At 37.3% G+C, this 12376-nt stretch carries 13 protein-coding genes; 7 read left to right on the top strand and 6 right to left on the bottom strand.

What is annotated here, in order from left to right:
* Positions 1-65: 65 nt before the first annotated feature.
* The gene (gene thrC, locus JM84_RS11830) at positions 66-1367 is read right to left on the bottom strand and encodes a threonine synthase (protein WP_144784477.1); all 1302 of its coding nucleotides are present in this window, start codon (positions 1365-1367) and stop codon (positions 66-68) included.
* A 211-nt stretch (positions 1368-1578) separates the two neighbouring features.
* A complete protein-coding gene (locus JM84_RS11825; protein ID WP_144784476.1) occupies positions 1579-2367 on the bottom strand; it encodes a DUF6503 family protein in 789 nt (262 codons plus the stop codon).
* Positions 2368-2605: 238 nt separating this feature from the next.
* Between JM84_RS11825 and JM84_RS11820 the strand changes: the two genes are divergently transcribed.
* Positions 2606-3391: a TrmH family RNA methyltransferase gene (locus JM84_RS11820; RefSeq protein WP_013751764.1), complete on the top strand. Its 786-nt coding sequence runs from the start codon at positions 2606-2608 to the stop codon at positions 3389-3391.
* A 26-nt stretch (positions 3392-3417) separates the two neighbouring features.
* Here the strand turns inward: JM84_RS11820 and JM84_RS11815 are convergent, their stop codons facing one another.
* Positions 3418-4143: a peptidylprolyl isomerase gene (locus JM84_RS11815; protein ID WP_013751765.1), complete on the bottom strand. Its 726-nt coding sequence runs from the start codon at positions 4141-4143 to the stop codon at positions 3418-3420.
* 2 nt (positions 4144-4145) lie between these two features.
* Here JM84_RS11815 and JM84_RS11810 point away from each other — a divergent pair, with 2 nt between their 5' ends.
* Both JM84_RS11810 and JM84_RS11805 read left to right on the top strand, forming a co-directional pair.
* Complete coding sequence (locus JM84_RS11810) at positions 4146-4793, top strand: NUDIX hydrolase (protein ID WP_144784474.1); 648 nt, start codon at positions 4146-4148, stop codon at positions 4791-4793.
* An 86-nt stretch (positions 4794-4879) separates the two neighbouring features.
* Positions 4880-5683: a lysophospholipid acyltransferase family protein gene (locus JM84_RS11805; RefSeq protein ID WP_144784472.1), complete on the top strand. Its 804-nt coding sequence runs from the start codon at positions 4880-4882 to the stop codon at positions 5681-5683.
* Positions 5684-5802: 119 nt separating this feature from the next.
* Here the strand turns inward: JM84_RS11805 and JM84_RS11800 are convergent, their stop codons facing one another.
* Together JM84_RS11800 and JM84_RS11795 are read right to left on the bottom strand one after the other, a co-directional pair.
* A complete protein-coding gene (locus JM84_RS11800; RefSeq protein ID WP_144784470.1) occupies positions 5803-6417 on the bottom strand; it encodes a hypothetical protein in 615 nt (204 codons plus the stop codon).
* Positions 6418-6420: 3 nt separating this feature from the next.
* Positions 6421-6915: an RNA polymerase sigma factor gene (locus JM84_RS11795; protein WP_144784468.1), complete on the bottom strand. Its 495-nt coding sequence runs from the start codon at positions 6913-6915 to the stop codon at positions 6421-6423.
* 587 nt (positions 6916-7502) lie between these two features.
* Between JM84_RS11795 and JM84_RS11790 the strand changes: the two genes are divergently transcribed.
* The 4 genes from JM84_RS11790 (at position 7503) to JM84_RS11775 (ending at position 11387) form a co-directional block, all read left to right on the top strand.
* Positions 7503-9668 (top strand): TonB-dependent receptor, encoded by a 2166-nt coding sequence (locus JM84_RS11790; protein WP_144784466.1) that lies wholly within the window; start codon positions 7503-7505, stop codon positions 9666-9668.
* A 58-nt stretch (positions 9669-9726) separates the two neighbouring features.
* A complete protein-coding gene (locus JM84_RS11785; RefSeq protein WP_144784464.1) occupies positions 9727-10095 on the top strand; it encodes a hypothetical protein in 369 nt (122 codons plus the stop codon).
* Positions 10096-10211: 116 nt separating this feature from the next.
* Complete coding sequence (locus JM84_RS11780) at positions 10212-11012, top strand: TIGR00266 family protein (protein WP_013751772.1); 801 nt, start codon at positions 10212-10214, stop codon at positions 11010-11012.
* Positions 11013-11189: 177 nt separating this feature from the next.
* Entirely contained in the window at positions 11190-11387 is a 198-nt protein-coding gene (locus JM84_RS11775) for a hypothetical protein (RefSeq protein WP_013751773.1), read from the top strand.
* A gap of 43 nt (positions 11388-11430) precedes the next feature.
* Here JM84_RS11775 and JM84_RS11770 read toward each other — a convergent pair whose 3' ends face one another.
* The gene (locus tag JM84_RS11770; protein WP_144784462.1) at positions 11431-12369 is read right to left on the bottom strand and encodes a hydrogen peroxide-inducible genes activator; all 939 of its coding nucleotides are present in this window, start codon (positions 12367-12369) and stop codon (positions 11431-11433) included.
* Between the last annotated feature and the right edge of the window lie 7 nt (positions 12370-12376).

The following is a 12376-nucleotide window of genomic DNA, read 5'->3' as shown; positions in this document are numbered from 1 at the left end:
TTTAATTGGTATTAGATTATGAATTCTTCCTGAAGTGAATTCGGGACGATTTTCGCGAAAGCGAACTATCCCAGCAAATAGGTCTTTAACTCTTCATAATTCTTCACAGGAATGGTATCCATCGTTTTATCCATTAACTCTTTGATTTGTTCGGGGAGATCAATGTTACCTACTACGGGTGTAACTGCTGGTAAAAACTTAACAGGATGTGCAGTTTCTAAAAACACTCCGTAAGCTTCTGGATGATCTTTTAAATAGGCCTTGAGTCCTAAGTATCCAACCGCGCCGTGAGGATCTGCTATATAATTATGATTTTCATGCAAATCGAGCATCGCACCACGTGTTGCATTATCACAATAGGAGTATGATAAAAACTTTTGAGACAACAACTGTCTGTCATTTTCAAAAAGTTGAAGTACTCTAATAAAATTGCTAGGGTCACTCACATCCATCGCATTACTTATGGTCGCAACCGTTGCCGTAGGAGTATAGACTCCGCTTTGCATGTATCTTGGGATGGTTGTATTGCTATTTACAGAGGCTACAAATTGGTGCACAGGCATTCCCATCATATGTGCTACCATACCAGCGCATATATTACCAAAGTTTCCACTAGGGACAGAAAACACGAGGGAATCTGCTTTTCCTTGCTTCTTTAATTCTTTATAAGCAAATAGATAATACAACGACTGCGGAAGCCATCTTGCGACATTAATACTATTTGCAGAGGTGAGTTGTTTTGTACTTGTAATTTCTTGATCTAAAAACGCCTTCTTCACCATCGCCTGGCAATCATCAAAATTACCGTCAACTTCAAGTGCGGTGATATTTTCTCCTAAGGTGGTGAGTTGTCGCTCTTGCACATCAGATACTTTTCCAGAAGGGTAGAGGATTACCACTTTTATACCTGGCACTTTATAAAAACCTCTAGCAACAGCTCCACCGGTGTCGCCACTGGTTGCTACAAGTACAGTGACTTCTTCTTGTTGATTACGTTCTTTTAAGAAGTGACCTAGACATCGCGCCATAAAGCGAGCTCCTACATCTTTAAAGGCCATAGTAGGTCCATGAAAAAGTTCTAGCGTTGCCACATTATCTTCTATAGGAACTAGCGGGAATTCAAAAGAAAGTACATCTGCTACAATTTCTGTAAGTGTAACCTCGTCCATACTATCACCTACAAAAGGTTTCATAACTTCTACAGCGATCTCTTCTTTAGATAAATGCTCAAGATGTTCCCAAAAGGTAGCAGGAAGTACTGGGATGTTTTCAGGAAAGTAAAGTCCTTTATCTGGAGCAATTCCTCGTATTACTGCTTCATCAAAAGTGACGACTGGCGCTTGCTTATTAAGGCTGTAGTATTTCATATATAGACAACTAGCTAACTAAAATTATGCATTTTATTTGTAAAGTAAATCTAATAGATTTTAATCAGAAATATGCCTAAATAGCAGTAAGATGCAATATGCTGATAGTGGTAGATTATGGCTTTTAATTTTGATAATCAGCGAGTTGTGGTAAAAATAAAACGCCATTCATCAAGAATGGCGTTTGTGTTGCTAATTATGTGGTAACCGATTACTCTACAAGTACTCCACCTTCAGGTTTTGAAAAAGTAGCAATATCTAGTTGCGTAGCAGTTGCTGTAGGGTTTGTAAAATTCATAGCATTCCTCATTTCTGTAGGCTTGCCATCTACTACTTTGTACCATTGTAGTTCGCTAGGTAATTTGAGACCATTTACATCTTGCCATGTTGCATATTTAATAAAGCTGTAACGTTCACTTGGTCCATCACTACCTGCTGTCACTGTATACGCTAGCCATGCCATTTCATTTGTAGTAGGATCATTATATAGGATGTAATTATCATCAGGACTATCCCCTACGTCGCTACCAAAGCTAATTTTAGTCCCAGGGTAGCTTACACCATCCATTTCTAAAGCAGGAACCTCTGAGTATATGATTCCTTCATCACTTAGTACAAATGGCATTGCATAAAAATAAAACATCAAATTATGATAAAAACGAGCTCTCTCTGGTTGGAAAGCGATGGTATCTTGTTTTAACCATAAGTCTTTACCATCATATCCTAGTACAAAATCTTTAGTCTCAATACGTATTTTACGAGATTTAAGATCAACCGTGTGTATTTCGTTTATGTCTCCTTTAGGTAAGGTAAAACATAAGTTATTCATGTTATTCCAAGTGTCAATACCTCCGTGCGCTTCAAAAACTTTAGAAATTTGATCTGGGTACACTCTTGATGGAGTTTCTACGACAGCAACTTCTTCGGTGTTTACGGTTGGTTCATTTTTGCAACTTGCAAAAGCTATAAGCCCAGCAAGTAATAAGATAGATTTGTTCATAGTATATTATTGGTTAGAATTTGCATTGTAGTCGTACTGAATTTATAGTCTTACAAAACTCGTCAATCATTTTCAGATAAAGAGAAAAATTCATTTACCGGTTTATAAAAGCATAGAACCTATTCTTTAAAATAATGAGATAAATGTAAATTGCTAAGCTTATCAAGACTCTTGTGTTGACAAGCAATTATTCTCTTCTAGTTTTTCTCTAATCTTCAGAATATTCTACATTTGTGCTATGTCAAAATATATTTCTAGTATCCAGAATCCAGCTGTAAAAAGGCTGTTACAACTTCAAGATAAGTCACGCGCACGTAAGAAGGAGGGTGGTTTTATTATAGAAGGTGTGAGGGAGATAGAACTTGCTATTGCCGCAGGATACGAGATTACAGAGGTTTATTTTAATGAAGCTGTAATTTCAGAAGATGAGGTTGCTGGGATGGTAAATGGCACAGCGATGATGACAAGTTTATCTACCGAGGTATACCAGAAAGTTGCTTATAGAGCAGGAACGGAGGGAATTATCGCTTTCGCGAAAGCGGAAACTAAAACCTTACAAGAGTTGGCGCTACCTGAAAATCCGCTACTATTAATTGCCGAAGCACCAGAGAAACCAGGAAATATAGGCGCACTACTAAGAACAGCAGACGCAGCTGGGGTAGATGCAGTAATTATCGCAAATCCCAAAACAGATTTATACAATCCTAATATCATACGATCAAGCGTGGGCTGTGTGTTTACCACACAAATTGCAACAGGAACAACTGCTGAGGTGATTTCATTTTTACAAGAAAAAGGAATAGCGGTTTACAGTGCTATTTTACAAGAGGCGGTAGATTATGCAGCACAAGATTATACAACGCCTACAGCAATAGTGGTAGGAACAGAAGCTACAGGGTTATCTCAAGAATGGCGCACTGTAGGTACAAATATTAAAATCCCGATGAGAGGTAAAATAGACTCTATGAATGTCTCAGTTGCTGCGGGAATCTTAGTTTTTGAAGCACGGAGGCAACGCGGATAGAATGTGTGTAAAGAAGAAAAAGACGCTTAATCAATAAGGGCAATTTTCATATATACATTTGCAACTGGCCACTCGCTGCCGTCCACTTTTAACTTATTAATTTCATCCACAACATCCATTCCCTTAGTCACTCTGCCAAAAACAGTGTGATCCCCATCAAGGTGATGCGCTCCACGTTCTGGTTGCACAATAAAAAACTCAAAAGGAGCAGTCGCATTACTCACATTTTGCTCGGTATACTTAGCCGATGAAAATGCTCCTCGCGTGTGCGTATGGCTAGGATTTGCTTCATTTGGTATTAAATAACTCCCAAAACTCGCTCTGTTGCGCGCAGTGCCTTGCGTATCATTATTACCTCCTTGTACCACAAAATTAGGTGACACTCGGTGGAACTGCGTCGTATTAAAATAGCCGTTTTTTACGAGCATGATAAAGTTTGCTCTGTGTAGCGGAGTATCTGTAAAAAGCTCCACTTCTATTTCTCCAAAACGGGTGGTAATCTTAACCTTAGTCTCAGGATTCTCTTCTCCATAAGCCGTAAGAAAATCAATGACCATTTCTTGACCAGAAATTGTAGGCTCTTTTATAGTACCCATTACCAGTGATGGATCTACTTTTTTGATGTCTTTTTGTTGTAGTGCTAGCGTGTCTTTTTTTGCCACTTCTTCCTTTACAGAATTAGGTGCAGATTTCTTATCTTGACAACTTGTGCTCGCTAGCAGCGCTATAATAATCCAGAGATACGTACGCATAAATGAAATTTGAATCATTTTTAGAATTAGCTTCAAAAATAGGAAATCTCCCGCTTCCAGGGCGCGATGTGCAACTAGAGATGGCACCCACAGAACGACTTAAAGAACTCGAGGAACTAGAAATCACAAAGCGCAACCCAAGACAAGCTGGTGTGATGTGCTTATTTTATCCTACGCCAGATGGTGATACGGAGTTTATACTCATCTTACGTAAGACCTATGAAGGTGTACATTCTAATCAAGTAGGCTTTCCTGGAGGAAAGGTAGAACTCACAGATAGAAACCTTGCGCATACAGCATTGCGAGAGACAGAAGAGGAGGTAGGCGTGCCGCAATCTCATGTTGTAATCTCTCGCAAACTCACAAATATTTACATTCCTCCTAGTAATTTCTGGGTGCAGTCATTTATAGGACATCTAGATCATACTCCAGCATTTATTGCTCAAGAAAGCGAGGTCGAGTCTTTAATACCTGTGCCACTTTCTGAGTTTCTCTCTGACGACTGTATAACCACTCAAAAGCTCTCTACCTCGTATATGGATGATATGGAGGTACCAGCATATAAATTGCAAGGTCATATTGTTTGGGGAGCTACAGCAATGATGCTCAGTGAGGTACGATCGCTTCTTAACACTTCTTTAAAATTGTAACGCCTTTTGTATCTTTACAGGCTGTTTGTAACCAAGTACGCTTTCGCGAAAGCGCACTCAAACACAACCAATTTTTAAACTACACAATGGGGATATTTAAAAAAAATCCATTTGGACATATACTATTCTTAAAACGCTGGCTTATAAGAATTGCTGGTGCAATGACTCATAGACGTTATCGCGGTTTTAATGAATTACAGATAGTAGGTTCTGAAATACTGACTAATCTTCCAGATAGAAACGTATTATTTGTTTCAAATCACCAGACATATTTTGCAGATGTGGTTTCCATGTTTCACGTATTTAACGCGAGTTTAAGCGGTCGTACAGATTCTATAAAAAATATAGGATACCTGTGGGATCCAAAACTCAACCTTTACTACGTAGCCGCTGGAGAAACGATGAAGGCTGGTTTACTACCGCGCATACTGGCTTATGCAGGAGCCATTACCGTGAGTCGTACTTGGAGAGAAAAAGGTAAAGAAATAGATCGCCAGGTAAACCTTAAGGATACTGAGAATATAGGAATAGCGCTAGATGATGGCTGGGTAATTACGTTCCCGCAAGGAACTACAAAACCATGGAAACCTATTAGAAAAGGAACCGCTCACATTATTAAGAACTATAAGCCTATCGTAGTGCCTATTGTGATAGATGGTTTTAGAAGGAGTTTTGACAAGAAAGGATTACGTATTAAAAAACGTGGTATTCTTCAATCTTTTGAAGTAAAAGAGCCACTTGTAATTGATTATGAAAACGACTCTGTAGAGAAGATTGTAGAGCAACTAGAATATGCAATCGAGCAACATCCATCTTTCTTAAAGGTGATTCCTATGGAAGAGATAGAAGCAGAAGAAGAACTTAATAAAAAGAGAAAGTGGGAGTATTAATATACTCACCTTACTAAGAAAAAAAAGCGAGAGCGACCGTAAGGTCGCTCTCGCTTTTTATATAGTAAAAAGGCAACAGCTTGACCTATTGCCTTAATCAGAACTCAAACCCCCTAGATTTAAAGTTCCAATTTTTTAAGTTGATTGTAATTTACTCTTAGTCTCTTTAAAAGACGGCCGTACAGTAGTCTATAAATAATAAGGAGAATACCAATCGCTAAAGCGAGCATAATAATCAGACTTATTACGGCTAGAAAGAGACTATCTGTAGAAAGGAACTCTGGATGCGTTGCCTCTATCAAAACAAATGCACCTACAGTCCCAAGTACAAGAAACGCAAGGTTAAACCATATATAATATTTTACGGTTTTACGCGTGTTTAAAATATTTTGCATTAGTACTCTTGGAGAGTCCGTGTTTTCAATTTTTTTATAATTTTTATAAAACCAACCAATGAAGAATATAAGCGCTGCTAGGTGAATTCCTGTTGAAATATATTCTACTGAATCTCCTATTACAGTTTTTACATTTGAGGCGTCGTCTCCTGTAATTTTAATTCCGAAGCTGAGTAAGATCCATACAGCAAATTCTGCAATACTTATAAAAAGTATCCACTTCACTACAGAAGAAGATTTCTTAAGTAGCATAGGGTACAAGTCTTCCTTCGTATATTTAGGAAGTGATCCTTCCTGCTTTTGCCAATCTTTCTTTAGCATTTCTAGTTCATCTACCATAGCTTATGGATTTAATATTTTTTTGAGCTTTTTCTTCACTCTGTTCATCTTCACTCTTGCATTTACCTCTGATATACCTAGGGTTTCAGAGATTTCACTGTAGTTTTTATCTTCTAGATATAAAAAGACGAGTGCCTTATCTATATCATTAAGCTCTTTTACTGCACTATACATCAACTTTAATTGCTGCTCGACGGTATCATCATATTCTTCTGACGATATACGAAACATGACAGAATCAAAATCCTGAGTCTGCACCGTTCTCTTAGATTTACGATATAAAGTGATGGCGGTATTTAATCCCACGCGGTACATCCACGTACTGAACTTTGAGTCTCCTCTAAACTTAGGGAAGGCACGCCATAATTGTATCGTAATCTCTTGAAAAAGGTCATTGTGTTGATCCCGATTGTTGGTATACAATCGGCAAATCTTATGCACAATGTTCTGGTTCTCTTCCAGAAGGGTTACAAAATTATCTTCGACTGTTTTATCCAATGGTTGGTGGCTTAGTTAATGGTAAGTAGAGATTTCTTACAAAGTGTTACAGAATAATTCTAAAAGTTTTAGTCTATTTCTGGTAACGTCCAAGTTACTCTATATAATTGACGCCTGAGATGATCAACTAATAAGTGCCTAAAAAGAAAAAAACCTCTGCTCCCTAATTGCAGAGGTTTTTTCTTACTTGTTAAATTCTTGAACTTTCAACGGGATAAATATAGATATAATAGTTGTGTAAGCACATCCTCATATGTTACGTTTTAGTAAAATCAATCACTGAATATTGCCGATTATAGCTTTAGTAAACACGTTTATAGTTCATTAAAAAATTAATTTTAATTTGATTTTTTTTGAAAATTTTTACTTCTCAGGCAAAAGCAAATGTTGTGGTAGTTACGTAAACGTTATAAATGTCCTTTTCGCTTTAAAACCTTCTTTAACGTCTGTGAGAAAAATGATTTTATTAGGACTTTAATCTTATGAAGTACAACTGGGAACTCTAAAATGACGGTTGAGAGTATTACGCTTTCGCGAAAGCGTAGTTCGCTCCATATTTGCTCAACAATCAATCAACCGAACTATTTATGAAATCACTCTTACACATTCTCGTTTGCCTATTATGTTATCAATTAGCTGCCCAGACCGTCGTCTCGGGAAAAGTCACAGACTCGAAAGGAATTCCCATAGAAGGTGCAAATATTTTTATAGATGGCACTTATGATGGAGCCAGTACCGCAGCAGATGGATCATTCTCTTTTACCACAAGTGAAGAGGGAACGCAGCTACTAAAAGTCACCTTCTTATCATACGAACCGTATGAGTCGTTTATGGAAGTAACGACTTTTAAAGACCTTAAAATCACATTGCGGGAAGACGTAAACTCACTAGATACAGTTGTACTTTCGGCAGGGACCTTTGAGGCTAGTGATAATAGTAAAGTTTCTGTGCTCAAGCCTTTGGATGTTGTGACTACGGCAAGTGCGCTAGGAGATTTTGTAGGTGCGTTACAAACGCTACCTGGTACAACAACGGTAGCTGAGGATGGTAGACTTTTTGTACGTGGAGGAGATGCCGGAGAAACGCAGATATTTATAGATGGCATACGTGTCTTTACTCCATATACACCTACAGCAAATAATACGCCTACTCGTGGCAGGTATAGTCCTTTTCTTTTTGATGGGATTACTTTTTCCACTGGAGGATACTCGGCGGAGTATGGAGAGGCTTTGTCAAGTGTTCTATTACTGAATACCATAGATGAGCCAGATCAAAATAAGACAGATATCTCTCTTATGTCTGTAGGCGGCGGACTAGGAATTACCAGAAAATGGGAGAAGAGTTCGCTCAGTGTAAGTACATCCTACATAAATCTTGCTCCCTATGTGGCATTGTTTTCTAATCGTAATAATTTTAATAAGCCTTTTCAGACCTTTTCTGGAGAAGCGGTCTATCGCTACAGGACAGAAAATGGTTTGTTTAAATTATATGCAGCAGGAGACAAGACAAGTTTTGACATTACCCAAGAAGATATTAATAATCCAGAAGGATTCACGCTAGGCTTAAAAAACACAAATGTCTACATAAACACGAATTATACTGGAATGTTAAGTAATACTTGGAGTATACAAACGGGAGGAAGTTATACGAGTGCTCAAAATGATACATCTCTACAATCGGCTACTAACATCGATAACAAAGAAAATAGTGCACATCTTAAAGTCAAACTTAAAAAGCGTTTTTCAAATAGACTTAAATTAGCTTTTGGTGCGGAGCATTTTATAACAAATTTTAAGGAGGATTTTAATGGAGTCTTTGATGATCAGAATATCGTAGCAGCTTATGATTTTAAGAGTAATATTTCTGCTGCTTTTGCCGAGAGTGATATTATTTTCTCTCGTGATTTTGCTTTGAAGCTAGGCGCTAGAGCGAGTTATACAGATTATATGGAAGGAGTCACATTTTCGCCTAGAGTGAGCCTAGCCTATAAAACAGGTAAAAACAGTCAGTTTTCTTTGGCTTATGGAGACTTTTATCAAAATCCGCTGAATGACTTTTTAAAATTTAGTCTTGATCTTGATGCTCAAAAGACGACGCACTACATAGCAAACTATCAGTATAGCAACAATGGTCGGATATTTAGAGCAGAGGCGTATCGTAAGAGTTATAGTGATTTGATTACCTCTAATACTGTGTTTAATAGTCCAGAGAGCGTTTTTGCAAATGAGGGAAATGGTTATGCGCAGGGAGTGGATGTTTTTTGGAGAGATAATACCAGTATAAAAAATATGGATTACTGGGTGAGCTATTCCTACTTAGATTCAGAAAGGAAATATCTCAATTTTGAGGAACAGGCAAGACCATCTTTTGCGAGTCCTCATAACCTATCTGTGGTGGGTAAGTATTTTATTAAAGATTGGAAGTCACAGGTGGGCGTAAGCTTCCAGCATAGTTCTGGGCGTACGTATACAGACAGAAATATAAGTGGATTTTTACAAGCAAACACGAAGTCTTTTAATAGTTTAAGTGTAAACTGGGCTTATTTGTTATCCCAGCAAAAGATCCTGTATTTTTCTGTAAACAATGTACTTGGATTAAGAAACGTAAATGGCTATCAATATGCAGATACTCCTAATCCTGCAGGTACCTTTGACCGCAGAGCATTACGCCCAGCGACTGATCAGTTCTTTTTTGTGGGCTTTTTCTGGACAATAAGTGATGATAAAAACAGCAACCAGCTAGATAATCTATAGTGCACATATTCATTTTGAAGTAGTAAAGAAGTATCTTAGTATAAAATAATTAGAGTCTATGAAATATTTACTTGTTATATGCTGTCTAGTAATGTTTATTTCCTGTGGTGATGACGATTCACCTAGTCCAGCAGAGGTGATTTGTACTACTGAGGTGGTGCCTTCCTTTAGAATTACGGTTAGAAATACAGAAGATAGTTCTTTATTAGAAGGAGTAAGTATCGTTGCTAAGGATCAACAGTTTGAAGCTACGCTTACAGAAGAAAGTTCTGGAGTGTACGTAGGACCAGATGAGCGAGCGGGGAGTTATTTTTTAATTATTCAAAAAGAGAATTTCCAGACCATTATAACAGAGACTTTTAATGTTGAAGAAGATGAGTGTCATGTAATCACCGTTTCTAGGTCATATACTTTACAACCCTTGTAATTAAAAATTATTTTAAAATTAGGCCCGAAGATACCTTTGGGCTTTTTCTTTTTTAAATCAGTGTAACAAGATTGGGTTTATAGCTACCTATAGCTACAATCAAAAAATCAAAAAGAATGAATGCACATGAAATAGATTACGAGATCTTTGGAGAAGAGATGCAATATGTAGAGGTAGAGTTAGATCCGCAAGAAGGTGTTATTGCAGAGGCTGGTAGCTTTATGATGATGGAAGATGGTATCCGCATGGAAACCATTTTTGGCGATGGCTCTGCAAAGGATACAGGTTTAATGGGGAAAATTTTTGGAGCAGGAAAGCGTTTACTTACTGGAGAAAGTTTATTCATGACAGCTTTTTATAATGATGTAATAGGTAAGAAGAAAGTAAGCTTTGCTTCTCCATATCCAGGTAAAATAATTCCTATAGATCTTGATAAAATAGGAGGGAAGTTTATCTGCCAGAAAGATGCGTTTCTTTGCGCAGCAAAAGGTGTTTCTGTTGGAATAGAATTTTCGCGTAAGCTAGGTAGGGGCCTTTTTGGTGGAGAAGGATTTATCATGCAGCGTCTAGAAGGCGATGGTATTGCATTTGTACACGCAGGAGGAACAACTCTTAAAAAAGAACTTGCTCCTGGGGAGCGTTTAAAAGTAGATACTGGATGTATCATAGGTTTTGATAGTACGGTAACGTATGATATAGAATTTGTAGGAGGTATTAAGAACACCATTTTTGGTGGAGAAGGGTTGTTTTTTGCCACATTAAGCGGTCCTGGAACTGTTTATATACAGTCACTTCCTTTTAGTCGTCTTGCAAACCGTGTGCTAGCAATGGCTCCAAAGGCAGGAGGCAAACAAAGGGGTGAGGGCTCTATACTAGGAGGCTTAGGAGATTTACTTGACGGTGATAATCGATTTTGAGAAATCTCGCAACTACTTATTTAACAAGTATTTAACTTTAATTTAAGATGTTAAAAAGTAGTATGATAGAGGTTGTATTACTCTTTATATCTTATATTTATAGAGTTCAAAAATTTAAATCATAGCCTATAGCATCAAACTACTTTTAATAATCTAACCCTATAAAACCCTTCGAATATGGCGAGAGCAATGTTTGAATACACAAAAACTATTTTAGATAAGGTAAGTTTTGATAGCACACTATTTTGTAAAGAACTAGAGAAAGCAATTAAACGACTATTACCTTATGAAATAGATGAACTTAGAATCTGGATCAATGCTTTGGTAAAAACCAATCCTGATCTTGGTCATTGTCTAATTTATTTAAAACAATAAAAAAAGCCCCAGCAATGGGGCTTTTTTAGTGTTAAATGAGTGCTTATTTTGAAATAGGGCTTATTATTTGCACATTTTGAAATGTAATTGCACCTTTTACCACTCCAGCGATTGTAGATCTTAAGGCCTCTATAATTTGTATTTTAAGTTCGCTCTTATGATAGATAATACTTATTTCTCTAGCAGGAGAAGGTTCTTTAAATGATTTAAAAAGTTGTTTTTCTTTTACAGGTATATCAAGTGTATGTAGATACGGTAAAAGCGTCATGCCTAAACCTTCATTTGCTAGTTTTACGAGCGTTTCAAAACTTCCGCTTTCTAATGAGAATTTCTCATTATTCATATTTCTAGGTGTTGCACAGAGATTAATCACACCATCTCTAAAACAATGTCCGTCCTCTAGCACGAGCATATCTTGCATGTCTAAATCTGTAGTTTCCAAAATATTCTTACTACTCAGTCTATGGTTTTGTGGAACGTATGCTACAAAAGGTTCGTAATAAAGAGGTCTCTCTTTAATCATAGGGTTCTCAAGAGGAGTTGCCGCGATAGCGGCGTCTAGATGTCCTTCCTCAAGTTTTTCCATGATTTGATCTGTATTGAGCTCTTCAATTTTGAGCTTAACCTTAGGGTATTTTTTTATAAAATTAGTAAGAAACATCGGGAGTAGCGTAGGCATTACCGTTGGAATAACTCCTAGTTTAAACTCACCTCCTATATACCCCTTCTGTTGATCTACAATATCTGTAATACGGTTTGCTTCGTTTACAATATTACGGGCTTGGTGTACAATTTTTGACCCTATTTCTGTAAGTTCAATAGGCTTCTTGCTACGGTCAAAAATAAGGATGTCTAGCTCATCTTCAAGCTTTTGTATTTGCATACTAAGCGTAGGCTGAGTAACAAATGTCTTTTGAGCTGCTCTTGTAAAATTTTGGTGCTCTGCCACCGCAAGCACATATTTAAGTTGAGTAATAGTCATGTTCTAA

Source organism: Dokdonia sp. Hel_I_63 (assembly GCF_007827285.1).
Classification (GTDB): Bacteria; Bacteroidota; Bacteroidia; order Flavobacteriales; family Flavobacteriaceae; genus Dokdonia.
This window is presented reverse-complemented; position numbering and strand designations above follow the sequence as displayed.

What these genes read in the sequence shown, in the direction of transcription:
- thrC (WP_144784477.1), bottom strand. Translation starts at nt 1,367, where the DNA reads ATGAAATACTACAGCCTTAATAAGCAAGCGCCAGTCGTCACTTTTGAT.
- JM84_RS11825 (WP_144784476.1), bottom strand. Translation starts at nt 2,367, where the DNA reads ATGAACAAATCTATCTTATTACTTGCTGGGCTTATAGCTTTTGCAAGT.
- JM84_RS11820 (WP_013751764.1), top strand. Translation starts at nt 2,606, where the DNA reads ATGTCAAAATATATTTCTAGTATCCAGAATCCAGCTGTAAAAAGGCTG.
- JM84_RS11815 (WP_013751765.1), bottom strand. Translation starts at nt 4,143, where the DNA reads ATGCGTACGTATCTCTGGATTATTATAGCGCTGCTAGCGAGCACAAGT.
- JM84_RS11810 (WP_144784474.1), top strand. Translation starts at nt 4,146, where the DNA reads ATGAAATTTGAATCATTTTTAGAATTAGCTTCAAAAATAGGAAATCTC.
- JM84_RS11805 (WP_144784472.1), top strand. Translation starts at nt 4,880, where the DNA reads ATGGGGATATTTAAAAAAAATCCATTTGGACATATACTATTCTTAAAA.
- JM84_RS11800 (WP_144784470.1), bottom strand. Translation starts at nt 6,417, where the DNA reads ATGGTAGATGAACTAGAAATGCTAAAGAAAGATTGGCAAAAGCAGGAA.
- JM84_RS11790 (WP_144784466.1), top strand. Translation starts at nt 7,503, where the DNA reads ATGAAATCACTCTTACACATTCTCGTTTGCCTATTATGTTATCAATTA.
- JM84_RS11785 (WP_144784464.1), top strand. Translation starts at nt 9,727, where the DNA reads ATGAAATATTTACTTGTTATATGCTGTCTAGTAATGTTTATTTCCTGT.
- JM84_RS11780 (WP_013751772.1), top strand. Translation starts at nt 10,212, where the DNA reads ATGAATGCACATGAAATAGATTACGAGATCTTTGGAGAAGAGATGCAA.
- JM84_RS11775 (WP_013751773.1), top strand. Translation starts at nt 11,190, where the DNA reads ATGGCGAGAGCAATGTTTGAATACACAAAAACTATTTTAGATAAGGTA.
- JM84_RS11770 (WP_144784462.1), bottom strand. Translation starts at nt 12,369, where the DNA reads ATGACTATTACTCAACTTAAATATGTGCTTGCGGTGGCAGAGCACCAA.